This window comes from Mesorhizobium sp. CA7 (assembly GCF_020165015.1).
Lineage (GTDB): Bacteria > Pseudomonadota > Alphaproteobacteria > Rhizobiales > Rhizobiaceae > Mesorhizobium.
This window is the reverse complement of sequence record NZ_JAIUHH010000002.1, coordinates 119,606-142,169: the sequence shown is the minus strand read 5'-3', so window position 1 is coordinate 142,169 and position 22,564 is coordinate 119,606. Positions and strand designations below refer to the sequence as shown.

The 22,564-nt window shown below is 65.3% G+C and carries 22 protein-coding genes; 16 read left to right on the top strand and 6 right to left on the bottom strand.

Going from position 1 to position 22,564, the window contains the following annotated elements; translation table 11 throughout:
- Positions 1–15: 15 nt before the first annotated feature.
- The 3 genes from LB552_RS05420 to LB552_RS05410 all read right to left on the bottom strand — a co-directional run bounded on the left by LB552_RS05420 (position 16) and on the right by LB552_RS05410 (position 5,116).
- Positions 16–1,341 (bottom strand): ActS/PrrB/RegB family redox-sensitive histidine kinase, encoded by a 1,326-nt coding sequence (locus LB552_RS05420; protein WP_176476965.1) that lies wholly within the window; start codon positions 1,339–1,341, stop codon positions 16–18.
- A gap of 366 nt (positions 1,342–1,707) precedes the next feature.
- Entirely contained in the window at positions 1,708–4,170 is a 2,463-nt protein-coding gene (gene hrpB, locus LB552_RS05415; RefSeq protein ID WP_224602508.1) for an ATP-dependent helicase HrpB, read from the bottom strand.
- Positions 4,171–4,225: 55 nt separating this feature from the next.
- Entirely contained in the window at positions 4,226–5,116 is an 891-nt protein-coding gene (locus LB552_RS05410; protein WP_224602506.1) for a DMT family transporter, read from the bottom strand.
- A gap of 23 nt (positions 5,117–5,139) precedes the next feature.
- Between LB552_RS05410 and LB552_RS05405 the strand changes: the two genes are divergently transcribed.
- The 16 genes from LB552_RS05405 (at position 5,140) to LB552_RS05330 (ending at position 20,368) form a co-directional block, all read left to right on the top strand.
- Entirely contained in the window at positions 5,140–5,805 is a 666-nt protein-coding gene (locus LB552_RS05405) for a PIG-L deacetylase family protein (protein WP_224602504.1), read from the top strand.
- A gap of 270 nt (positions 5,806–6,075) precedes the next feature.
- Positions 6,076–7,407 carry an ABC transporter substrate-binding protein gene (locus LB552_RS05400; RefSeq protein WP_041001246.1) on the top strand — a complete coding sequence of 444 codons (1,332 nt, stop codon included), beginning with the start codon at positions 6,076–6,078 and terminating at the stop codon, positions 7,405–7,407.
- A 107-nt stretch (positions 7,408–7,514) separates the two neighbouring features.
- Positions 7,515–8,462: a carbohydrate ABC transporter permease gene (locus tag LB552_RS05395; protein WP_140544131.1), complete on the top strand. Its 948-nt coding sequence runs from the start codon at positions 7,515–7,517 to the stop codon at positions 8,460–8,462.
- Positions 8,459–9,409: a carbohydrate ABC transporter permease gene (locus LB552_RS05390; protein WP_140544069.1), complete on the top strand. Its 951-nt coding sequence runs from the start codon at positions 8,459–8,461 to the stop codon at positions 9,407–9,409. Before LB552_RS05395 ends, LB552_RS05390 begins: the two co-directional genes overlap by 4 nt.
- A 214-nt stretch (positions 9,410–9,623) precedes the next feature.
- A complete protein-coding gene (locus tag LB552_RS05385; RefSeq protein WP_224545107.1) occupies positions 9,624–9,827 on the top strand; it encodes a hypothetical protein in 204 nt (67 codons plus the stop codon).
- 2 nt (positions 9,828–9,829) lie between these two features.
- Positions 9,830–10,936 (top strand): ABC transporter ATP-binding protein, encoded by a 1,107-nt coding sequence (locus tag LB552_RS05380; RefSeq protein ID WP_224602494.1) that lies wholly within the window; start codon positions 9,830–9,832, stop codon positions 10,934–10,936.
- Positions 10,929–11,942 (top strand): ABC transporter ATP-binding protein, encoded by a 1,014-nt coding sequence (locus tag LB552_RS05375; RefSeq protein ID WP_224602493.1) that lies wholly within the window; start codon positions 10,929–10,931, stop codon positions 11,940–11,942. Before LB552_RS05380 ends, LB552_RS05375 begins: the two co-directional genes overlap by 8 nt.
- Positions 11,943–12,004: 62 nt before the next feature.
- Positions 12,005–13,645, top strand: a complete 1,641-nt coding sequence (locus LB552_RS05370) for a dihydroxyacetone kinase subunit DhaK (RefSeq protein WP_224602491.1) — start codon at positions 12,005–12,007, stop codon at positions 13,643–13,645.
- A 10-nt stretch (positions 13,646–13,655) separates the two neighbouring features.
- Positions 13,656–14,255: a dihydroxyacetone kinase subunit DhaL gene (dhaL, locus tag LB552_RS05365; RefSeq protein WP_224527049.1), complete on the top strand. Its 600-nt coding sequence runs from the start codon at positions 13,656–13,658 to the stop codon at positions 14,253–14,255.
- Complete coding sequence (gene dhaM, locus LB552_RS05360; RefSeq protein ID WP_140544084.1) at positions 14,255–14,644, top strand: dihydroxyacetone kinase phosphoryl donor subunit DhaM; 390 nt, start codon at positions 14,255–14,257, stop codon at positions 14,642–14,644. Before dhaL ends, dhaM begins: the two co-directional genes overlap by 1 nt.
- A 19-nt stretch (positions 14,645–14,663) precedes the next feature.
- Positions 14,664–14,966 carry an HPr family phosphocarrier protein gene (locus tag LB552_RS05355; protein ID WP_095766133.1) on the top strand — a complete coding sequence of 101 codons (303 nt, stop codon included), beginning with the start codon at positions 14,664–14,666 and terminating at the stop codon, positions 14,964–14,966.
- 41 nt (positions 14,967–15,007) lie between these two features.
- Positions 15,008–16,582: a phosphoenolpyruvate--protein phosphotransferase gene (ptsP, locus tag LB552_RS05350; RefSeq protein ID WP_224527051.1), complete on the top strand. Its 1,575-nt coding sequence runs from the start codon at positions 15,008–15,010 to the stop codon at positions 16,580–16,582.
- A gap of 7 nt (positions 16,583–16,589) precedes the next feature.
- Positions 16,590–17,021: a hypothetical protein gene (locus tag LB552_RS05345; protein ID WP_224527053.1), complete on the top strand. Its 432-nt coding sequence runs from the start codon at positions 16,590–16,592 to the stop codon at positions 17,019–17,021.
- A 77-nt stretch (positions 17,022–17,098) separates the two neighbouring features.
- Complete coding sequence (gene dhaK, locus LB552_RS05340; RefSeq protein ID WP_224602489.1) at positions 17,099–18,085, top strand: dihydroxyacetone kinase subunit DhaK; 987 nt, start codon at positions 17,099–17,101, stop codon at positions 18,083–18,085.
- 266 nt (positions 18,086–18,351) lie between these two features.
- Positions 18,352–19,377, top strand: a complete 1,026-nt coding sequence (locus tag LB552_RS05335) for a nucleotidyltransferase family protein (RefSeq protein WP_224602478.1) — start codon at positions 18,352–18,354, stop codon at positions 19,375–19,377.
- 7 nt (positions 19,378–19,384) lie between these two features.
- Complete coding sequence (locus tag LB552_RS05330) at positions 19,385–20,368, top strand: formyltransferase family protein (protein ID WP_224602476.1); 984 nt, start codon at positions 19,385–19,387, stop codon at positions 20,366–20,368.
- A gap of 7 nt (positions 20,369–20,375) precedes the next feature.
- Here the strand turns inward: LB552_RS05330 and LB552_RS05325 are convergent, their stop codons facing one another.
- The 3 genes from LB552_RS05325 to LB552_RS05315 are packed head-to-tail and all read right to left on the bottom strand — an operon-like array spanning position 20,376 to position 22,071.
- A complete protein-coding gene (locus LB552_RS05325) occupies positions 20,376–21,356 on the bottom strand; it encodes a serine kinase (RefSeq protein ID WP_224602474.1) in 981 nt (326 codons plus the stop codon).
- Positions 21,353–21,784 (bottom strand): lasso peptide biosynthesis B2 protein, encoded by a 432-nt coding sequence (locus LB552_RS05320; protein WP_224602473.1) that lies wholly within the window; start codon positions 21,782–21,784, stop codon positions 21,353–21,355. The genes LB552_RS05325 and LB552_RS05320 overlap by 4 nt, the downstream gene beginning before the upstream one ends.
- Entirely contained in the window at positions 21,784–22,071 is a 288-nt protein-coding gene (locus LB552_RS05315) for a PqqD family protein (RefSeq protein ID WP_224602461.1), read from the bottom strand. Before LB552_RS05315 ends, LB552_RS05320 begins: the two co-directional genes overlap by 1 nt.
- Positions 22,072–22,564 lie beyond the last annotated feature (493 nt).

The following is a 22,564-nucleotide window of genomic DNA, read 5'->3' as shown; positions in this document are numbered from 1 at the left end:
TTTTCTGGAATTGCGCTAGGCATTGTCGAACATGGTGGCCGAGGCCTGTTCCTGGTTGAGGAAGAGGCCGCGCGGCCAGGAGATCTGCACCACTGCACCTTCGCCGAGCCCGCTCGAATTGCGGAAATCGATGGTGGCGCCGGAACGCTCCAGCAAGGTCTTGGCGATGAACAGCCCGAGCCCCAGGCCGCCGCCGGCCTCAGTGCCCTGGCGCGTCGACATATAGGGCTCGCCGATGCGGTCGATGATCTCGGCGGGGAATCCCGGCCCGTCGTCGGTGATGGAGAAGATGACCTTCTCATCGTCCCAGCTCCAGCTGACGGTGACGGCGTTGCGGGCGAAATCGACGGCATTCTCGACCAGATTGCCGAGCCCGTAGATGACGCCGGGATTGCGCTGGCCGACCGGCTCGGGACCGATGCGCTCGCCGGGCCGCAGCCGGATCGAGATGCCGAAATCGCGATGCGGCGCCGTCACCTCCTCGACCAGCGAGGTGAGCGGCATGCGCGACAGATGCGCTTCGCCTTCCGAGGAAAGGCTGGTCAGCCGCTTCAGTATCTCGCGGCAACGCTCGCTTTGTGAGCGCAAGAGCTTCACGTCCTCGCCATATTTCGGATCCTTGCCGAGCGCCTTTTCCATCTCCTTGGCGACGACGGTGATGGTGGCCAAGGGCGTGCCCAGCTCGTGCGCGGCCGCCGCCGCCAGCCCGTCCAGCGCCGAAAGGTGCTGCTCGCGCTGCAGCACCAGTTCGGTGGCGGCCAGCGCATTGGCGAGCAGGCGCGCTTCCGCAGCGACGCGGAAGGCATAGATGGCGGTGAAGGCGATCGAGGCAAACACAGCCATCCACATGCCGGCGACATAGATGAAGGGCATCGGCAGCGGCGAGCCCTCATACCAGGGCAGCGGCAAATGGAAGAACACCAGAAGCGTGGCCGCCAGTATGACCAACGCGCCAAGGATGGCCGTGAACCGCAGCGGCAGCGAAGCGGCGGAGATGACGACCGGCACCGACAGCAGCACGCAAAACGGATTGGTCAGGCCGCCCGTCATGTAGAGCAGGCCGGTGAGCTGGACGCCGTCGAAGGTGAGGATCACGAAGGCCGAAAGCGGGGTGAGCCGATGCGCCGCCGGATAGCGGAAGGTGAGCCACAGATTCATCCAGGCCGAGCAGGCGATCAGCGCAAAGCACATCGACACCGGAAGCGGGAATTTCAGGCCATAGGCGACGACCAGCACGGTCAGGCTCTGCCCGACAATCGCCAGCCAGCGCAGACGGATCAGCGTGTTGAGCCGCAGCCGCTGGCTTTGCTGGGAATCGGGCGCGCGCAGGATGTTGGTCATCGACTTACGATTATAGCCGCGGGAGGGTAAGCGCTAGTAGCCCTATAAGAGCGACTTGATCGGTTGGCAGCCGGTATTTCATCGTCTTCTCGGCCATTGGCCGAGGCTTCGCGCCTTCGTCATCCACGGGCGGAGCGACGCGAAGCGGAGCGAAGACCCGAGGATCATTCCGTTACCGGTAGAGCGCAGCGGAGCGGAATTCTGAACTGTGGCAACGCGTCGACATCGCGGAATGGATCCTCGGGTCTGCGCGCGTCGCTTCGCTCCGTGCTTCGCCCGTGGATGACGACGTGATGGATGTTTGCGCCAATCGCCCACCTACGCCGTCCGCTAACGCGAGCTGGCCGCCAAAGCTACTGCGCAAGCTTACGTCCCGCGCGGTTTGGCGCGGCTGGTGGCGGCGGCCAGCAGCGGGTTTTCCGGCCAGACATGCTTTGGATAGCGGCCGCGCATGTCGGCGCGCACATCCGTCCAGGAGCCGCGCCAGAAGCCGGGGAGATCGCGCGTCGTCTGGATCGGGCGGTGTGCCGGCGACAGCAATTCGAGCGTCAGCGGAACGGTTCCGTTTGCGATCGCCGGATGACGGTCGAGGCCGAACAGTTCCTGCACGCGGATCGAAAGCACCGGCCACTCGCCGTCATAGCGGATCGGCACGTGACTGCCGGACGGTGCGTCGAAATGGGTCGGCGCCAGCGCGTCGACCTTGCGCTGCAGGTCGTGCGGGACCAGCGCCATCAGCGCCGACGACAAAGTCGCCGGCTTGATGGCGGCGAAAGAGGCATCGCCGGAGAGAAACGGCAGGAGCCAATCATCGAGGCCCTCGACAAGCGCTTCGTCCGAAACGTCGGGCCAGGGCGCGCCGAGGCCGAGATGCAGCCAGCCGAGCCGCTGGCGCAGCGCCTCCGCTTCCTTGCCCCAGTCGAGCAGAGACAGGCCGTGCTCTTTCAGGGCGTCGAGAATGGCGCGGTCTGCGTCGGCGCCTGACGGCGCCGGCAACATACGCTCGGAAAGCGTGATGGCGCCGAGCCGTGCGGTCTCGCGCATGCGAACGGCGCGGCGCTCGCGGTCGAAGCTCGTCTCACGCTTTGTCTCGATGCGATCGGCAAGGACGGTGCGGATATCGGCTTCGCCGACCGGAGCGGCGGCGGTGATGCGGGCGTTCTGCGCCTTGCCCTGCAGGTCGGCGACCACTAGCCAGGTTTCATTGGCGAGCGGATCGGCGGCATCGACCATGGCGCCTGAGCCGTTGGCCAGCACGAAGCGGCCGCGCTCGCCGCGCGCCCTTGCCACGCGATCCGGCCAGGCGTGGATCAGAAGGGCGCCTGCAGAGGCCGTCTCGCCGCCCCGGCGGCCACCGGCCTGCCCGGCCAAACGCGCGGCGAGCTGCCTGGCGGCATTGGCGCGAGGGGATTTCTCGCCGCGAAACCGGATCAGACGCCGCTCCAGATCGGCGCTGTCGCCGCCCAGCCCACGCTCGGTCAAGAGCACGGCAAGCGTCGCTGCTTCGAGCGCGTGGCCGCTCTTCGCCGCTTCGGCCACCATATGCGCCAGGCGCACCGGCAGCGCCAGCTTGCGCATGGCGGCGCCCGCCTCGGTCAATCTGCCGGCATCGTCGATGGCATGCAGCGCCTTGAGCAGCATCCTCGCCTCGTTGAGAGCGGGCGCCGGCGGCGGATCGAGGAACGAAAGGCTCGACGGATCGGCGACGCCAAAGGCGGCACAGTCGAGCAGCAGGCCGGACAGATCGGCCTCGAGGATTTCGGGCGGCGTGAAGGCGGGAAGCGACGCTGTCTGCTCGGCCCGCCACAGGCGCACCGCCACGCCGGCTTGAGTGCGGCCGGCGCGGCCGGCGCGCTGGTCGGCCGAGGCCTTGCTGACGCGCACGGTTTCCAGGCGGGTCAGACCGCTTGCCGGCTCATAGCGCGGCAGCCGCGACAGGCCGGAATCGATGACGACGCGCACGCCGTCGATGGTGATCGAGGTCTCGGCGATCGAGGTCGCCAGCACCACCTTGCGGCGGCCGGCCGGCGCCGGCCTGATCGCCGCGTCCTGCGCCCTGTTGTCGAGCTGGCCATAGAGCGGAACGATGTCGGTGTCGGCCGCGACGTTGCCCGCGAGCCGCTCGGCGGTGCGCTCGGTCTCGCGCTGTCCAGGCAGGAAGGCAAGCACGCTGCCCGGCTCGCCGGCCAAAGCGGCGCGCACGGCCCTGGCCATGGCGTCTTCGATCGCCGTGCCTGCCGGCCGCTCGTCGTAGCGGATCTCGACCGGATAGGCGCGGCCCTCGCTTTCGATCACCGGCGCTGCCGACAAAAGCTTCGCCACGCGCGCGCCGTCGAGCGTCGCCGACATGACCAGCAGGCGCAGGTCCGGCCGCAATGCGCCCTGCACATCGAGCGCCAGCGCCAGGCCGAAATCGCCGTCCAGCGAGCGTTCATGGAATTCGTCGAAGATCACCGCCGAGACGCCGGGCAGCTCCGGATCGTCGAGGATCATGCGCGAGAGCACGCCTTCGGTGACGACCAGGATCCTTGTCCGCGCCGAGGTGCGGTTCTCCATGCGCATGGCGTAGCCCACCGTGCCGCCGGGCTCCCCGCCCAGCAATTCGGCCATGCGGCGGGCAGCGGCGCGGGCGGCGAGCCGCCGCGGCTCGAGCAGCACGATCCGGCCCTCGCCGAGCCAAGGCGCGTCGAGCAGCGCCAGCGGTACCAGCGTCGTTTTGCCGGCGCCCGGCGGCGCCACCAGCACGGCGCTGCTGCGCCGCGAGAGCGCTTCGCCGAGCGCCGGCAGCACGGCAGTGACCGGAAGCTCCGGCAAGGGTTTCGTCGTCATTTCGCCCGCATATCAGCGGTCGCGGTCCCAGTGCAAACTGTCGGGCCTATGCCGGTCAAAGCCGGGCACGCGTAAACGGGTTCCAGCGCACGGTGCCAAGCCGCACTTCCTCGCGCACCATGGTGAGGAGGCCCGAGGCTCCGACGACTGCAAGGCCGACCAGCGTCATCGCGTCGGGATATTCCCTGAAGAACATCGCGCCGAGGATGACGGCCCAGACGATCTGCGAATAATGCGTCGGGGCGATGCGGTTTGCGGGCGCGTATTTGGCCGACAGGAGATGCAGCAATTGGCCGCCGGCGGTGAACAGGCCGCCCAGGACCAGCCAGCCCAATTGCCACAGATTGGGGAGCGTAAATGACGTCGCGACCGCGCCGACCCCGTTGAAGAGCAGCCCATAGCCGATCAGCGAGCCCAACATGGTCGTGCGCTTTTCCTGCTGGGCAAGCGACCGCATCAGGATGACGATGGTCGCCGCGACGAAGGCATTGGCGAAGGCGGCGAGATGGCCAAGATGCAATTCGCGGAAGCCCGGCCGCACCACCAGCATGACACCGGCGAAGCCCGCGACCACGGCAAGCCACCGCCAGGGGCCGACCTCCTCCTTCAGGATGACGGTCGAAAGCACGGTGACGAGCAACGGGGCCAGGAAGAGCAGCGCGTAAACCTCCGCCAGCGGAATGGTGGTGAAGGCATAGACGCTGAGCACGCCCGACGCGATGCCGGCCCAAGCGCGCGCCTGCACGGCCCAGGGCCGCCCGGTGCGCCAGAAATCGCGCCAGCGCTCCTCCTTCGGCCGGGTGAAGAAGAGGAAACAGCCGGCAAACAAGGTCATGAAGAAGCCGATCTCGAAGACGGTGAACTGCCCGCCCAGACCCTTGATGACGGCGTCGCTGAACGAATAGTTTGCGTAAGCGAGAAGTGCGAGCAGGATTCCGTTCGGCACGATTCCATTTCCGGGAGAGAGACGTGAAGATACTGGCGCTGGGGGCACATCCCGACGATATCGAGATATTCATGTTCGGTACGCTGGCCGCCTATGCCGCGCAAGGCGCAGAACTGACTTTCGCCGTAGCCACGGACGGCGCCAGGGGCGGCACGGGCGACCCCAAGGCGCTTGCCCGCTTGCGGCGCAAGGAAGCGACCACGGCGGCAGGCCTGCTCGGCGTCGAGCCGCGCTTCCTCGACTTTCCCGACGGGCAGCTCGTCGCCGATGCCGCGTTCATTGCGGCGCTGAAGGCACTGATCGGCGAGGTGAAGCCCGACCTCGCTATCACCCATGCGCCCTCCGATTATCACGGCGACCACCGCGCCTTGTCCGACGGCGTGCGGCTCGCCGCATCCTTCGCGGTGCCGGTGCTGCATGCCGATACGCTCGGCGGCACAGGCTTTTCGCCGACGCATTATGTCGAGATTTCGCATCATTGGGACATCAAGGCGAAAGCGATCCTCGCGCACCAGTCGCAGAGTCCGGAGCACTATGTGCACAGGGCGCGCCTCCAGAACGAGTTTCGCGCCGGACAGTGCAACGGCGCACCCGGCGCGCTGGCCGAGGCTTTCCGCTTCGAGCCGACCTTCCCCTTCGCTGACATACGTGCGCTCCTGCCGCCGGCTCCGCCGATCCGGCCGGTGTGACGACAGGTCCGGGCCCCGCCAACGCGGCCAGCTGACGTCAGCAGGACCCAGATCCGGCGATCATTTCCCAATGATTTCAATGACGCATTTCGCCATGCTGCGGCGCAGCAACGAATTCGCTTGCGTTGTTTAGTAAAAAGCGCATCACTAAACAAATTACTAAACATCGGGCAGTGCATTCGCCCGCCGTGTTTGGGCCCCTCGGAGGAGCGAGGGTTGAGGGCTCTTGAAACCGTCATCCGGACGCGTTTCGCAAATGGGAGGTAAGGCATGAAATCGACCTTGAAACTGGCGTTGGGACTGGCCTCGGCGATCTTTGCGTCGACAGCCGTCTCGAACGTCGCGCATGCGGAAGACCTGACGCTGTGCTGGGCGGCCTGGGATCCGGCCAACGCGCTCGTGGAACTGTCCAAGGACTTCACCAAGGAAACCGGCATAGGCATGAAATTCGAGTTCGTGCCATGGACCAACTACGCCGACCGCTTCCTCAACGAGCTCAACTCGCACGGCAAGCTCTGCGACCTGATCATCGGCGACAGCCAATGGATCGGCGGCGCCGCCGAGAACGGCCACTACGTCAAGCTGAACGACTTCTTCGACAAGGAGAAGATCAGCATGGACGACTTCGTGCCGGCGACCGTGGTCGGCTATTCGGAATGGCCGAAGAACACGCCGAACTACTGGGCCCTGCCGGCCATGGGCGACGTCGTCGGCTGGACCTATCGCAAGGACTGGTTCTCGCGACCCGAATTGCAGAAAGAATTCAAGGAGAAGTATGGCTGGGACCTCGCCCCGCCGACCACCTTCGACCAGCTGAAGCAGATCGCCGAATTCTTCCAGAAGCGGCAGATCGACGGCAAGACCGTCTATGGCGCCTCGATCTATACCGAGCGCGGCTCGGAAGGCATCACCATGGGCGCCATGGACGTGCTCTACAGCTACGGCTTCCAATATGAGAACCCGAAGAAGCCCTACGAGATGGAAGGCTTCGTCAACTCCGAGAAATCGGTGAAGGGGCTGGAATTCTACAAGGCGCTCTACGACTGCTGCACGCCGCCCGGCGCTTCCAACAGCTACATGGGCGAAGGTGTCGACGCCTTCAAATCCGGCCAGGTGGCGATGCACATGAACTTCGCCTTCACCTGGCCCGGTCTGCAGAAGGACGAGAATGTCGGCGGCGACAAGATCGGTTACTTCGTCAATCCGAAGGGTCCCGACGGCGACCAGTTCGCGCAGCTCGGCGGCCAGGGCATTTCGGTGGTCTCCTATTCCGACAAGCAGGAATCGGCGCTGAAATACATCAAGTGGTTCGCCAACAAGGATGTGCAGGCCAAGTGGTGGTCGCTCGGCGGCTATTCCTGCCTGAACTCCGTGGTCAAGGACCCGAAGTTCCCGTCCAGCCAGCCCTATGCGCAGGCCTTCCTCGACTCGATGGCAATCGTGAAGGACTTCTGGGCGGAACCCAGCTACGCGCCGCTGCTGCAGGCCTCGCAGAAGCGCTTCCACGACTATGTCGTGGCCGGCCAGGGCTCGGCCAAGGACGCGCTGGACGGGCTGGTCAAGGACTGGACGCAGGTCTTCCAGGACGACGGCAAGATGTAAGGCTCCTCCCGAGCTTGATTCACGCGTCCCGTGCCGCCCTTGGCACGGGACGCAGTTCAGATAAATTCCACAGTCGAGACTTACCCGTGACCGAAGCAGGACTTACCATGCTCGATCGGACTGCGGACAACGTTGCCCGGGCAACACCGGAACCGTTGGCCAAGAAGATCCGGGGCATCAGCGACAAGGGCCTCGCCTGGCTGTTCATCTCGCCGACGATCCTTTTGCTGTTGGCCATCAACATCTTCCCGCTGTTCTGGGCGATCTATCTCTCCTTCACCAATTTCCGCGCCAACCGGCCGAACGAGGCGGTGAAGAACCTTGGGCTCGCCAATTACCAGCGCATCCTCGGCGACCAGGACATCTGGATCGCCATGCAGACGACGGCGCATTTCGTGTTCTGGACGATCCTCTTGCAGACCGTCATCGGCTTCACGCTGGCTTGGCTGATCGACCGCAAGTTTCGCGGCCACGCCTTCTGGACCACCATCATCCTGGTACCGATGATGTTGTCGCCGGCGGTGGTCGGCAATTTCTGGCGCTTCCTCTACGAGCCGCAGATCGGGCTGTTTTCCTATGTCGTCTCATTCGTCACCGGCATTCCGCCGACGAATGTGCAGATGCTGTCCAATGTCGAGCTGGCGCCGTGGGCGATCATCATCGTCGACACCTGGATGTGGACGCCTTACGTGATGCTGATCTGCCTCGCCGGCCTGCGCTCCATCCCCGAATACATCTATGAGGCGGCCGAGGTCGACCGCGCCTCCAACTGGCGGCAGTTCTGGTCGATCACGCTGCCGATGGCGCTGCCCTTCATCATGCTGGCGGTGCTGTTCCGCGGCATCGAGAACTTCAAGATGTTCGACATGGTCAACCTGCTCACCGGCGGCGGACCCGGCTCGACCACGGAAGTCGCCTCGATCACGCTGAAGCGGCAGGCCTTCGAGAGCTGGCGCACCGGTTATTCCTCGGCCTTCGCCATCATCCTGTTCGTCGCCGTGTTCGGGCTGGCCAACATCTACGTCAAGGCGCTCAACAAGGTGAAGCAGAGATGAGCCTGACCACCGCCCATTCCGTCGTCGCGCCCTCGTCGAACGCGAAGCTGATCGCCGGCACGATCATCATAGCCTATGCGCTGATCTCGATCGTGCCGCTGCTGTGGATCTTCGCCACCAGCTTCAAGACGCCGCCTGATTCGATCGCCTATCCGCCGAAGATCGTCTTCCAGCCGAGCATCGAGGGCTATTGCAACCTGTTCACGACCCGCACAAGGCAGACGCCGGACTACATCAAGTCGCTCGGACCGGCGACCGGCTTCTGCGACGAGACCGTGCGCAAGCGCAACATGGTGATCGCCGGGCCGTCGAACTTCCTGCCGCGCTTCGTCAATTCGCTGATCATCGCCTTCGGCTCGACCTTCTGCGCGGTGTTCCTCGGCACGCTCTCGGCCTATGGCTTCTCGCGCTTCAAGGTGCCTCTGGCCGACGACCTTTTGTTCTTCATCCTGTCGACGCGTTTCATGCCGCCGATCGCGGTGGCGATTCCGATCTACCTTATGTATCGCGAGCTCGGCCTCTCCGACACCGCGCTCGGCATGATCCTGCTCTATACCGCGGTTAACGTCTCGCTGGCTGTATGGCTCTTGAAGGGCTTCATCGACGAGATCCCGCGCGAATATGAAGAGGCCGCGATGATCGACGGCTACACCAGGCTGCAGGCCTTCTGGCGCACCGTGCTGCCGCAGGCGACGACCGGCATCGCCGCGACCGCCATCTTCTGCCTGATCTTTGCCTGGAACGAATACGCGTTCGCAGCGCTGCTCACTTCCGGCACGGCGCAGACTGCGCCGCCCTTCATCCCGACCATCATCGGCGAGGGCGGCCAGGACTGGCCGGCGGTTGCCGCCGGCACGACCATCTTCCTGGTGCCGATCCTCGTCTTCACCATCCTGCTCCGCAAGCAACTCTTGCGCGGCATCACCTTCGGCGCGGTGCGCAAATGACTAGTGTGGGAATAAGTCGACCCCCACTCCGTCGAGCTTCGCTCGACACCTCTCCCCCGATCGACGGGGTAGAGGAAGGGCGCGAACTTCATTCAGCCAGGCTCCTTTCCTCTCCCTCCGGAGGGGGGAGAGGTGGCGCTGCGAAGCAGCGACGGAGTGGGGGAACCACCTGGCAACCATCTCTCCCCTTGAACGAGAAGGAAGGGAGGAACGCATGAACCGCTCTGTTGCCTCCAAGCGCTCCTCTTGGCCCGTCTGGGCAAGGCGCGGCCTGATGGAAAACATCGCGACCGCGATCATCGCGATCGGCTTCCTGATGCTGTTCCAGCCCTTCGCGCTGTCGCTCTATACCTATTCCTTCGTCACCATGCTTGCCGGCACGGTGATGTTCATCATCGTCTCGAAATTCCCGGAATAACGATGGCCGAGATCCGTGTTCAGAATCTGAGGAAGGCCTTCGGCGCATTCGTCGCCGTGCAGGATTCCAATTTCGTCGTCGAGGACGGCGAGTTCTTCGTCATGCTCGGCCCGTCCGGCTGCGGCAAGACGACGACGCTGCGGATGATCGCTGGTCTCGAGTTGCCGACCGGCGGCAAGATCTTGCTCGGCGGCGAGGACGTCACCATGCGCCGGGCGCGCGAGCGCGACATCGCCTTCGTCTTCCAGCTCTTCGCGCTCTACCCGCACATGAATGTGCGCAAAAATATCGGCTTCCCGCTGCTGGCGCAGGGCATGCCCTCGGCCGAAATCCGAAGCCGCGTCGAGGAGACAGCAAAGCTACTGCGCATCGACCATCTGCTCGACAAGTCCGTTTCCGGCCTTGCTGGCGGCGACCGCCAGCGCGTCGCGCTCGGCCGCGCCATCGTGCGGCGGCCGAAATGTTTTCTCATGGACGAGCCGCTCGGCACCCTCGATACCGAGTTCCGCGACCTGATGGTGCATGAGCTGCGCGAGCTGCACAACCGCATCCATGCCACGACGGTCTATGTCACGCATGACCAGATGGAAGCGATGTCGATGGCCGACAAGATAGCGGTGATGAACCATGGCGTCATCGAGCAGTTCGGCACGCCGCGCGAAATCTACGACCGGCCGGCAACCATGTTCGTCGCCGATTTCATCGGCTCGCCGCCGATGAATTTCCTGAAATTCGGCGGCGGGCTCGCCAGGGGCGCGAAGGAGATCGTCGTGCAGGGCGCCAAGGTCGCGGTGCCGGAGGTACGCGAGGATGTGGCACCCGCCGACATGGCACTCGGCATCCGGCCCGAGCACATCCGCTTCGACGATGGCTCGAAGCTGCGCGGCGCGATCTACGGCACCGAATATCTCGGCACCACGCAGATCGTCGCCGTCGAGACGGCAGACGGTATCATCAAGGCGAGGGTGCCGGCGGGCATCCATCTCAGCCCCGGCGAACAGGTCGGGCTGACGCTGAGCAGCGCGCGGCTGTCGCTATTCGAGAAGGGCTCCGGCCGCGCGGTCAGGACCGCCATGCATGATCAGGCAGCGGAGGCGCGCCATGGCTGACGTTCACATCCAGGGCGTGACCAAGAGCTTTGGCGACACCGTCGCGATCGACGATCTCGACCTCACGATCAAGGATGGCGAATTCGTCGTGCTGCTCGGGCCGACCGGCGCCGGCAAGACGACGACGCTGAGGCTGATCGCCGGACTGGAACGGCCGGACAGCGGCACGATCCACATCGGCGGCCACGACGCGACGGCGCTGTCGCCGGCCGAACGCGACACCGCCTTCGTCTTCCAGCAATATTCGCTCTATCCGCATCTTTCGGTGTTCGACAATCTCGCCTTCCCGCTGCGCTCGCCGGCGCGGCGGTTTCCGGAAGAGGCTGTGCGGCGACGCGTCGAGGACGTGGCGCGCATGGTGCGCATCGACCACAAGCTGGACAACCGCTCGACAAGACTGTCGGGCGGCGAGATGCAGCGCGTCGCCATCGGCCGCGCCTTGGTGAGGAAGCCCGCGATCTACCTGATGGACGAGCCGCTGTCCTCGCTCGACGCCAAGCTGCGCGCCGATCTCAGGCTCGAGCTGAAGCGCATCCAGTCCGAGCTCGGCGCCACCATGCTCTATGTCACACACGACCAGATCGAAGCGATGACCATGGCCGACCGCATCGGCATCCTCGCCGACGGCATGCTAGTGCAGATCGGCACGCCGCGCGCGATCTATTCTGAGCCGGCAAATCTTCATGTCGCGGCGCGCCTCGGACAGCCGGCTATCAACCTTCTGCCGGCCGGACTGCTGCCTGACGGCGGCGCCCCGACCGGAACGACGACGATCGGCGCGCGCACCGAGCATCTCGCGATCGAGAAGGCGATGAACGGCCATGCCGACGGGGTCGTCGACTGGGTCGAGCATTTGGGCGACCAGAACCACCTGCATGTGACGGTTGGGCCGAAGAAGCTGGTGACGCTCACCGATCCGGACACGCCTTTAGCCAAAGGGGATAAGGTGACGATCCGCTACCTGGCGCCGCTCTATTTCGGCTCGGACGGGCAAAGATTGATGTAGCCGGCTCGCGCGACAAATTTGCAAACCGATTGACGACCGCAGATACGGACTGGACGAAATTCATGAAGCACTTTTTCAACCGCAAGGACACGATCGTCACCGAGGCGCTGGACGGCTTCCTCGCCACGGCGGGATCGGGCGCGCTGGCCCGCCTCGACGGCTATCCCGAGATCAAGGTCGTGCTGCGCGCCGACTGGGACAAGTCGAAGGTGGCGATCGTTTCGGGCGGCGGCGCCGGGCATGAACCCTCGCATGCCGGCTTCGTCGGGGCCGGGATGCTGACGGCGGCCGTCTCCGGCGAGATCTTCGCTTCGCCCAGCGTCGAGGCGGTGCTGGCGGCGATCCGCGCCACGACCGGTCCCGCCGGCTGCCTGCTGATCGTCAAGAACTACACCGGCGACCGGCTCAATTTCGGGCTGGCCGCGGAGAAGGCGCGTGCCGAGGGTCTTGCAGTCGAGATGGTGATCGTAGCCGACGACATCGCGTTGCCCGACATCGCCCAGCCGCGCGGCGTCGCCGGCACGTTGTTCGTGCACAAGATCGCCGGTCATCTGTCCGAAGCCGGTCGCGACCTGGCGTCGGTTGCCGCGGCGGCGCGGGCGGCGGCCAAGGACATCTTTTCGCTCGGCATCTCGCTTTCCTCCTGCTCGATCCCCGGACAGGCGCACGAGGAGCGCTTCGGCGCCGAAGACGGCGAGCTCGGCCTCGGCATTCATGGCGAGCCGGGCGTCGAGCGCATCGCGCTGCAGAGCGCCAGCTCGCTCGTCGCCATCATGGCCGAGCGCCTCGCCGCGCGGCTCGATGCAGGCAGCCGCTACGCCCTGCTGGTCAACAATCTGGGATCGGTGCCGCCGCTCGAAATGTCACTGATCGCGAATGCCGTGCTGTCTTCGTCGCTGACAAAGGCGGTGGCGCTGACGATCGGGCCTGGGCACCTGATGACCGCGCTCAACATGAACGGCTTTTCGTTGTCGTTGATCAAGCTGGATGCGGAACGCGAGGCAGCGCTGCTGGCACCCGTCGGGCCGCCTGCCTGGCTGCCGGCAAAGCCGGTTCGTCAGCCGGTCGTTGTCGCGATGGCCAAGCCTGCCGCCGGCCCAGCCACAAAGCCCGCCAGCCGCGATGCAGCCGCCGAGCGGCTGATCAAAGCTGCCTGCCAAAGGCTGATCGCGCTCGAAGAACCCCTCAACGCGCTGGACGCCAAGGCAGGTGACGGCGACACCGGCTCGACCGTGGCGACGGGAGCGCGCAGCATTCTCGAGCGTATCGATGCGCTGCCGCTCGCCGATCGCGCCGCGACGGCCGCCGCGATCGGCGATACGCTGGGCACGTCAATGGGCGGCTCCAGTGGCGTGTTGCTGTCGATCTTTTTTACTGCCACCGCACAGACTTTGGGTTTCGGCGCAACTTTACCCAAGGCGCTGCTCGCCGGGCTCGACCGGATGACCTTCTATGGCGGCGCCAGGATCGGCGACCGCACCATGGTCGATGCGCTGGAGCCGGCGCTGAAGGCGCTCGACGCGCGCGGACTGGAAGCGGCCGCTTCGGCCGCACGACATGGCGCGGAGGCGACGGTGGCAATGCAGAGGGCGAAGGCCGGGCGTTCCGCCTATATCGGCACGCAGCTCGACGTCGCGGATCCCGGCGCCTTCGCCGTGGCCGAAGTTTTCGCTGCCGTGGCGGCGCTGTTCGCCCCGGCATGAAGGAGAAATGATGGCCGCAGCCGATTTCTCCCGATTGATCGCGGCGGCGGCCGATACGATCGCGGCGCATGCCGAGGAGTTGACGGCGCTCGACCAGGCGATCGGCGACGGCGATCACGGGCTGAACATGAAACGCGGCTTCGAGGCGGTGCGCGCCGAGGCCGACGCCTTCGCGGCGAAACCGCTGCCCGAGGCGCTGAAGGCGGTCGGCACCAAGCTGGTGATGACCGTGGGCGGCGCCTCGGGCCCCTTGTTCGGCACGTTGTTCATAGCGCTCGGCAAGGAGCTGCCCGCTGCCCCGGATCGCAACGGGCTGGCGGCGGCATTGGGGAAGGCGATCGAAGCGGTGGCCGCGCGCGGCAAATCGCAGCCGGGACAAAAAACCATGCTCGACGTGCTGCAGCCGGTGTATGAGGCATTGGCGCAAGGCAAGACGGCTGGCGAGATCGCTGACGCAGCCGACAAGGCGGCCGAGGCCACGGTGCCGATGAAGGCCCTGCGCGGGCGCGCTTCCTTCCTGGGAGAGCGCTCGATCGGGCATATGGACGCCGGGGCGCGCTCGACCGCGCTGCTGGTGCGCGCAGTCGCGGAAGCGATAGAGGGCAATTGATGAGCAATGTCGGTATCGTCATCGTGTCGCATTCGCCTTTGGTCGCCGAGGGCACGGCCGATATGGTGCGCCAGATGGTGGGCGACGAAGTGCCGCTTGCCTGGTGCGGCGGAAATGGTCATGGCGGGCTCGGCACCAGCGTCGAGGCGATCATGGGCGCGATCGACAAGGCCTGGTCGGAAGCGGGCGTCGCCATCCTGGTCGATCTCGGCGGCGCCGAGACCAACTCGGAGATGGCGGTCGAGATGATCGGAGAGCCGCGCTCCCACAGAATAGTCGTCTGCAACGCGCCGATCGTCGAGGGCGCGGTGATGGCGGCAACCGAATCCTCCGGCGGCGCCTCGCTCAAGGAAGTGGTGGCGACGGCGCATGAATTGTCGCCGTCGTGAACGAACGGGAACCGACAGAATGTCCGCATCCGCCGAAGCAACGGTCCTGATCACCCACGCGGTGGGACTGCATGCGCGCCCTTCGGTGAAGTTCACCAAGCTTGCCAAGTCGTTCGCGGCCGAGGTGGAAGTGGCGGTCGCGGCAAATGGCCCCTGGTTCGACGCCAAGAGCATCGTCAAGGTGATGGCGGCAAAGGCGCCGAAAGGGACCATGCTGCATATCCGCGCCAAGGGCGACGGCGCGACCCAGGCGGTGAAGGCGCTGGTCGATCTGGTGCAGCGGGACTTCGACGAGGACGCGGATCATGCCCGGTCCGCTTGAGACCGATCTGAATGTCGCCAGGCCCGCAAGGAATGCGAGCCATGCGGGTTGAGGGTATCCCCGCCTCACCCGGCTACGCCGAAGGCCCGCTGTTCGACCTCGACCAGTCTCCGGCCAGCTACAAGGCCAAGGCGAGCGCCGAGGAAGAACAAGCCGCATTGGTGAGCGCAATCGGCAAGGCCGTCGGCCGGCTGGCGGCGCTGGTCGAAACAGCCAATGGCGACGCCGCCGGCATTCTCGAATTCCACATCGCCATGCTGGAGGACGACGCGCTGAGCGGACCGGCCTTGGCGGCGATCGGCTCCGGACAGCCGGCGGACGCCGCCTGGCGCGCGGCGCTGGACAGCGAGATCGCCGGCTATGAAGCGTCGGACCAGGACTATTTCCGTGCCCGCGCCGCGGATTTGCGCGATATCCGCGACCAGGTGCTGCGGGCGTTGAGCGAGGACAGCGAGGCCGCGACACCGCCGGGCGCGATCCTTTATGGCGACGACATCGCGCCGACGCGCTTCCTCGCAACCGATTGGAGCAAGGGCGGCGGCATCGCGCTCAAGCGCGGCAGCACCGCCAGCCATGTCGCCATGCTGGCGCGCTCGCGCGGCGTGCCGATGGTTGTCGGCATCGGCGACGAGGCTGAAACGCGTACCGGTGTCGCGCTGCTCGATGCCGAACGCGGCGGAATCGTCTTTTCGCCCTCACCGGCCGAGATCGAGACCTTCCGGCAGTCCGCCTCCACCTTCGCCGACCGCCAGGGCGCTGCGCGGACGTTCCTGACGGAGCCGGCGGTGACCAAGGCCGGCACCGCCGTGCGCGTCCAGGTCAACATCGCCTACCCTTCCGACGTTGATGGCATCGAAATCGAAAGCTGCGACGGCGTCGGCCTGATGCGCACGGAGTTCCTGTTCGGCAAGACGTTGCCGGACGAGGAGACGCAATACCGTGCGTATCGCAAGGTGCTGGAATGGGCAGGCGACAAGCCGGTGACCATCCGCACCGTCGACGCTGGCGGCGACAAGCCGGTGCCGGGTTTCACCGTCGAGGAAACCAACCCGTTTCTCGGCCTGCGCGGCATAAGGCTTTCGCTCAAGCGGCGCGGCATTTTTCGCGTGCAGATACGGGCATTGCTGCGTGCCGCCATCCACGGCAATCTGAAGGTGATGTTCCCGATGATCGCCACGCCCGAGGAGTACAGCCAAGCCGCCGCGCTGTTCGCGGAAGAACAAGCCGCGCTTGCCGCGCAGGGCGTCGCGCATAGGCTGCCGCCACTCGGCATCATGGTCGAGGTGCCGTCCGTCGCACTGGCGCCGGAGGATTTCGCCGATGTCGCCTTCCTCTCGATTGGCTCCAACGACCTGACGCAATATGTGATGGCGGCGGCGCGGGACAATGCGGCGGTCGCGCATCTCAACGCCGTCCGCAACCCGGCGGTGCTGCGGCTGATCGCTGCGATCACGGCCTTTGGGCGGGAGAGAGATATTCCGGTCAGCCTATGCGGCGATGCGGGCGGCGATCCGGCAGCCATCCCGGCCCTGCTGGAGGCGGGCTTGCGCGACCTGTCGGTCGCCCCTGCGCAACTCGCCATGGCCAAGGCGGCCATCGCGGACATTCTAGTGTAGACGCGGCATGGCCAGGACCGAGAAGATATCGGAAACAGGCTCGGAGGAGGCGATCCGCGCCTACAAGACGATCCTGTCGCAGGTGATCGACCAGCGTCCGTCGGGCATGCGCCAGCGTCTTGCCGACGCGCTCGGCAAGCACCGCAGCTTCGTCACCCAGATTTCCAGTCCGGCCTATTCGATCCCGATCCCGTCAAAGCATCTGCCGTCGATCTTTTCGGTCTGCCATTTCAGCCAGGCCGAGCGCGACCAGTTCATGGCCGCCTATCACCAGGCGCATCCCGGCAAGGCGCCCGCGGCCTCCGGGCCGCGCAAGACACGCCATGTCTCACTCATCGTGCCGGATTTCGGCGACGACAGGCAGAACGCCGCGCTCGACCGGGCGATCAACGAATTCATCCAGAAAATAACCAGCATCGCCGGCAAGGGCAGCGGCTGAGCAAGAGCAATTCCAGGAAAAGTGTCCAGCGGTTTTCCGTTCGGAATTGCGTAAACTAAGACGTCGGGAGGACTGCCATGAAAAAATTTATCAATTCGGTGGACACGGTCCTGGCCGAAAGCCTCGATGGCTTTGCGACGGCTCATGCCGACATCCTCGTGCTTGGCGACGACCGCAAATTCATCCGCCGCAGGGCGTTGAAGCCGGGCAAGGTGGCGCTGATCTCGGGCGGCGGCTCCGGCCACGAGCCGCTGCATGGCGGTTTTGTCGGCCACGGCATGCTGGACGCCGCCTGCCCCGGCCAGGTCTTCACTTCGCCCACGCCCGACCAGATGCTCGCGGCCGTCCAGGACGTCGACACCGGCGCCGGCTGCCTGTTCATCGTCAAGAACTACGAAGGCGATGTGATGAATTTCGACATGGCGGCCGAGATGGCGGACCGCGTGCTGCAGGTGGTGACCAATGACGACGTCGCGGTCGAGAACTCGTCCTACACGACCGGACGGCGCGGCGTCGCCGGCACGCTGGTGGTGGAAAAGATCGTCGGCGCCGCCGCCGAGCAAGGCGTGCCGCTGCCCGACCTCAAGGCGCTGGGCGACCGCGTCAACGCCGCGACGCGCTCGATGGGCGTGGCGCTGACCAGCGGCACGGTGCCCGCCGCCGGCAAGCCAACCTTCGCGATAGGCGACGCCGAGATGGAATTCGGCGTCGGCATCCATGGCGAGCCCGGCCGGAGGCGCGACAAGCTGAAGAGCGCCGACGCCATCGCCGAGGAGGTTTGCGCCGCGATTGCCGGCGACTTCGGCGATCGCGCCAAAGGGCCGTCGCTGCTGTTCGTCAACGGCTTCGGCGGCACGCCGTCGATGGAGCTCTATCTGATGTACAACAGCGCCCGCAGAATGTTCGAGAGGCAGGGCGTAACGGTGGTCCGCTCGCTCGTCGGGTCCTATGTGACGTCGCTCGACATGGCGGGGTGCTCGATCACGCTGACCATGCTGGACGACGAAACGTCAGCACTTTGGGACGCGCCGGTACACACGGCGGCGCTGCGCTGGGGGATGTAGCCGGCTTCAGCCAAAACCGAAGCCCGACGCCTCAAAGCGTCTTTGACGCCACGGCCACCACGCTGGACAGTTTTCCAGCCTTGCGCAGCAACGGCGCCTCATATTTCTTCTTCGTCATTTCCAACACCCTCCGGATCAATCCACAGAATGGACGATCCGCGCGGAAAGTCAAACTCACAAGCCGGCTTTGCCGCCGCGCACTGGTTTCCAGTGTGCTTTTCTGTAAGCATGGGCTTGTTGCTATCATTCGAACGCCGTCCGGGTTGATGCTGCCTTCTCTTGCGCCTGCCGATGAAAAACTGCTGCTGACCTTCGCCGACCCAGTGGCATCGGCCGCCATTGGCGATGGCCTTGCGGCAGCAACCCTGCTGGCGCTGCTCGCCAATGCGGAGTTCCACGGCGTGCTGCCGATCATGCTGCGCAAACTCAGGGAGATCGGTGACGCCCGACTGCCGCAGGACGCAACCCTGCAGCGGAGACTGTCGGAGTTGCGCGAGGAGTCGACGATGGCGACCGGCCAATCGATGCTGCTGCAATACCATGGCGACCGCATCATGAAAGCGCTGGCGGCAAAGGGCGTGCCGGCCCGGATCGTTAAGGGGCCGGTGTTCGCGCGCAAGCTTTACAGCCAGATTACGGACCGTCCCTTCACCGACATCGACATTCTCGTCGACCCCGCCAGCATCGAGGCGGCCAACAAGACCATCGGCGAATGCGGCTTCGAGCTCGGCAGCGACGAGGCCGCGTCGCATGAACTGCAGGAATTCAAATGGCTGGAGAAAGAGAACTCCAGCCTGCTGATCGAATTGCATGGCAATCTGGTGCACGACACCGGCATGCGCAGACGACTGTCGCTTGGCTTCCGCGAGTTGCAGGCGATCGACGGCGGCGAAACCGACACGCCGGCCGCGCTGCTCACCATCGCCATCGTGCATGCCGCCGGCGGCCACAAGTTCCACCGCCTGCAGCTCTGCGTCGACGTGCTGCAAGGCGTGCGGGCGCTGAAATCGCCTCAAGAGGAAGCGCGGCTGCTCGATGCCGCCCGCATGACCGGCATCGAGCTCGAGCTGGCCACAGTCCTCAACGTCACCGGACGCCTGTTCGGCGCGCCGCGCGCGATCGAGCTTGCCGACCGCATCAAGCCGGACCTCTCGATACGGTTGGCGAAATGGCTTATCACCGGCAACATGCTGCTTCGGGTCAATTCCCGCGAGAAACTGCGCTCGCGCCTCAGTCGCGATGCCTTCCGCTGGGTGCAGAGGCTGGCGCGGCCGCGACCATATCCAGCCTGAGCTCGGCATGGAGAACCCGCTCTCGGCCGTATTCATCACCGAGATTTCGTCCGTGACCGCGCCCATGCTTGCGCGCTGGGCAAATGGCGGCCACCACATTGCTGCCGTGGTCGTGCCGGGCCCACGTGCCGGCAAGCGCTTCAGCTTCAGTACCCTGCGCCGCCGCCTGCGGCGACGGTTTGCGTTGATATCGCATCCCAGACACGCCATGCCCCCGCTGATCGAATTCAGCCCGCCCCATGACTGGGATGCGCTCGGGCGGGAGCTCAGCGTGCTCGGCGCCGATCTTTTGATCTGTTTCGGATACGGCAAGCTGATCCCGCGAACCGCGCTGGAGCTGTTCCCAAAGGGCGGCCTCAACCTGCATCCCGCGCTTCTGCCGCACTATCGCGGCCCGCATCCGATTCACCGCCTAATTATCGACCAGATGCAAGAAACCCATGGCGGCGTGACTTTGCACAAGATGACATCCGGCTTCGATGCGGGCGATATCCTGGCGCAGGTTGGCTTTGCAGCAGAGGATTGGCGTTCGGCCGCAACGGTGAACCAGGCCTTGGCCGACGCGATGGCTGTGCTCGCGGCGGATATTGCGCCTGAGTTTTGCCGGGGCAGGCTAGCCGGAATGCCCCAGCCGGATGGGACATATGTCTGGGCACGCATCGAGCACGGCCCGTTGACCGTCGGCACGCAATCGTCAAGCGACCATGTCGCGCAGCTGTGCCGGATCGTCGGGTCGATTGTTCCGGTCAGTGTGCTGATCAATGGAAGACTGGTTCGGCTGGCCCAGCCGATCCGCCGCCTGGGACCACCCAGTGGCGAAGCGGCGAAATGCCGATGGGGACTGGTGGAGTTCGACTGCGCCGACGCGCGCGTCGTCCATCTGGCTTACAACAAGCTGTCCCGGCTGTTGCTGCGATGGCAGTCGAAACCCCGTCAGGCCCGGTGGAGGCAGCGATCCTTCGACATCCGGCGTTTCGGCGCGAAGGGCTGAGCGCGCGTCAACTTGGCAGCGCAGCTTGGATCAACGCGGCCGCATCCGCGGGACTTGCCCCGACTTCCAGCGTGAAGGTCGGCACCGCCTTCACCAGGGCTGCGATCGTCGCCATGCGCCTTTTCTGCAGCGACAGCAGGCCGGTCATGCCGGTCCTTACATTGTCGGTGGCCAAAGCCACCATGGCGTCTGTCCTGGCCATCGGCAGCAGCCGGGTCTCGGCGTCTGCCGAGCGTGCAAGGTGCAGGAGCGCGGCGACGGGCCTGGCGCGCACATCTTCGACACGAATGATTTCGCCGAGGCGGTCCAGCGAAACGGATTGCTCGCCCTCGGCGTCCCAGTTTTCGCCCAGGCAAGGCGCGACGAAGGGCAACATTGCCGCCGTGTTGCGGTGGACCTTCACCCTGCGCGGCATGCCCCAAGCCATTATGCCTTGCACTCTTGCGTTGAGGATCATGACGTCGTCCGAGCAGAGGCCGAAGCCCCGCGACGCAAGCGCGAGCGACGTCGTCGACTTGCCCGTGCCGCTTGGCGCATGAATGAGAACCAGGCCGTCCTTTCCGGGCAAGGTCAGACCCGCGGTGTGCAGCATGTGCTGGCCGTCCGCATCGAGCGCTGCATCCAGCACCATCACCAGCAGCGTCCACTTGATCTTGCTGTCTGGATGAAGACGGATTTCGGCCCGGCGCTCGCCGTCGCGGATCGACAGCGTCTGCTGACCCGGAAAGATGAGATGGAAGACGCTTCCGGCGTCGATCATGCGGCAATGGCCGTCCAGCGGCACGTCGCCATCGAAAGCCAGCTTTCCTTCGGGGTTCTCCTGCAACTCAAGCGTTTCGACGATGTCGACGCGAAAACCGGGCGGGACAGGCTCGTTCACGCGCAGGGTGCCGAGCATCAGGTCGAAGGTTGGCCACAGATCGGCATGCGCGGCGGTGATGCCTATGACCTGGCCATTGAGGTTGTAGCGGAAAGTCTGGTCGCTCAAGCGGCTGGCGCCTTCATCCTGGCCGGGTGGCGGTAGATCTCCACCATGCCGGGCTGGCTGTCGCTGACCACCGGCTTGCCATCCAGGCACACCCAGCAATGCGCCGACAGGCGCGGCTCGTGCATCGACTTGGCATCGACGCCGAAACGCAGCTCCGGGTCGAGACCGGCCATGCGCAGAAAGCGAAAACCGAGCAGACCTTCCCGAAGGCATCTGCGGTCGCGCATCAGCCAGGGGCGCCGTACCGTCCGCTTGACGCGATGGACGATGTAGGTCCAGGGCAAGTCGCGATAGGGTGCGGGCGACTGCAGCGGCGCCAGTTTCAACACGCTTTCGAAATCGCGCCGGCCGACCAGCACCGGCATCAGCCGGGCGCTGAACCACAAATGGACGCGAAACAGGACGCGCAGGGCCGGTCCGTCCGCCATCACGCGTCCGGGTCGGCGAGGATGCCTTCAGCCACCAGCTCGGCGGCCAATTCGGCCATATCCTGATCGAGCGTTGCCTTGTCGATCTCGAATTCGTCCGACAGCAGGTCGACGATCTGGGTGAGGTTGCGCGCGCCGTTCACCTTGTCGAGAAAAGCCTCGGTCGTGTCGTTGCAGGTGTAAAGCTGGCCGCTGCGCGCCAAAAGCACGACGGCGCCATCGCCGACATGCTGCACGGAGGCGTCGTCCGCCATCCGCAGCACCGTTTCAGAACCAATCTCAGCCATGCGCCCGCTCCCCTTCGCCCGGGAGCAAATAGCGCGCCCACCTTGCGCTGTCCATCATCTCGCGCCGAGGTTGCGCCGTTGCGGCGGCCGTCTTGCGGCAAAAAAACCACGGCATGAGCATGGATAGTCGCGCCCACTGTCAAGTCGGCCAGGCCGCCAGGGTTGCCTTCCTGCCCTTGGGTAAGCTATGAGTCCGCCGGGCTTTGGGGAGTGATCTGTATGCGTTACAATTGGGAACGGGCTCCGACGGCGTTCGAGCGCCATCGGAAGGCGCTTGCGGCGGCCATCCTGATCGCGGGCGGCGTCGGGCTGATGCTGGCGGCGCTGCCGCTTTAAGCCGGCTGATATTGCGGACCGTGACGGCGTCGTGTCAGGCAGGCGCCGGACGGAGCCGTTTGCCGGCGATGTCGACCAAAATGTAGGAAGACATGGCCGGCAAGAACGACTTGGAGCGTTTCGCCCTTCACAGAACGGCGAACCGCTCCATCTCCTT

What these genes read in the sequence shown, in the direction of transcription:
- LB552_RS05420 (WP_176476965.1), bottom strand. Translation starts at nt 1,341, where the DNA reads ATGACCAACATCCTGCGCGCGCCCGATTCCCAGCAAAGCCAGCGGCTG.
- hrpB (WP_224602508.1), bottom strand. Translation starts at nt 4,170, where the DNA reads ATGACGACGAAACCCTTGCCGGAGCTTCCGGTCACTGCCGTGCTGCCG.
- LB552_RS05400 (WP_041001246.1), top strand. Translation starts at nt 6,076, where the DNA reads ATGAAATCGACCTTGAAACTGGCGTTGGGACTGGCCTCGGCGATCTTT.
- LB552_RS05395 (WP_140544131.1), top strand. Translation starts at nt 7,515, where the DNA reads ATGCTCGATCGGACTGCGGACAACGTTGCCCGGGCAACACCGGAACCG.
- LB552_RS05390 (WP_140544069.1), top strand. Translation starts at nt 8,459, where the DNA reads ATGAGCCTGACCACCGCCCATTCCGTCGTCGCGCCCTCGTCGAACGCG.
- LB552_RS05385 (WP_224545107.1), top strand. Translation starts at nt 9,624, where the DNA reads ATGAACCGCTCTGTTGCCTCCAAGCGCTCCTCTTGGCCCGTCTGGGCA.
- LB552_RS05380 (WP_224602494.1), top strand. Translation starts at nt 9,830, where the DNA reads ATGGCCGAGATCCGTGTTCAGAATCTGAGGAAGGCCTTCGGCGCATTC.
- LB552_RS05375 (WP_224602493.1), top strand. Translation starts at nt 10,929, where the DNA reads ATGGCTGACGTTCACATCCAGGGCGTGACCAAGAGCTTTGGCGACACC.
- LB552_RS05370 (WP_224602491.1), top strand. Translation starts at nt 12,005, where the DNA reads ATGAAGCACTTTTTCAACCGCAAGGACACGATCGTCACCGAGGCGCTG.
- dhaL (WP_224527049.1), top strand. Translation starts at nt 13,656, where the DNA reads ATGGCCGCAGCCGATTTCTCCCGATTGATCGCGGCGGCGGCCGATACG.
- dhaM (WP_140544084.1), top strand. Translation starts at nt 14,255, where the DNA reads ATGAGCAATGTCGGTATCGTCATCGTGTCGCATTCGCCTTTGGTCGCC.
- LB552_RS05355 (WP_095766133.1), top strand. Translation starts at nt 14,664, where the DNA reads ATGTCCGCATCCGCCGAAGCAACGGTCCTGATCACCCACGCGGTGGGA.
- ptsP (WP_224527051.1), top strand. Translation starts at nt 15,008, where the DNA reads ATGCGGGTTGAGGGTATCCCCGCCTCACCCGGCTACGCCGAAGGCCCG.
- LB552_RS05345 (WP_224527053.1), top strand. Translation starts at nt 16,590, where the DNA reads ATGGCCAGGACCGAGAAGATATCGGAAACAGGCTCGGAGGAGGCGATC.
- dhaK (WP_224602489.1), top strand. Translation starts at nt 17,099, where the DNA reads ATGAAAAAATTTATCAATTCGGTGGACACGGTCCTGGCCGAAAGCCTC.
- LB552_RS05335 (WP_224602478.1), top strand. Translation starts at nt 18,352, where the DNA reads ATGCTGCCTTCTCTTGCGCCTGCCGATGAAAAACTGCTGCTGACCTTC.
- LB552_RS05330 (WP_224602476.1), top strand. Translation starts at nt 19,385, where the DNA reads ATGGAGAACCCGCTCTCGGCCGTATTCATCACCGAGATTTCGTCCGTG.
- LB552_RS05320 (WP_224602473.1), bottom strand. Translation starts at nt 21,784, where the DNA reads ATGGCGGACGGACCGGCCCTGCGCGTCCTGTTTCGCGTCCATTTGTGG.
- LB552_RS05315 (WP_224602461.1), bottom strand. Translation starts at nt 22,071, where the DNA reads ATGGCTGAGATTGGTTCTGAAACGGTGCTGCGGATGGCGGACGACGCC.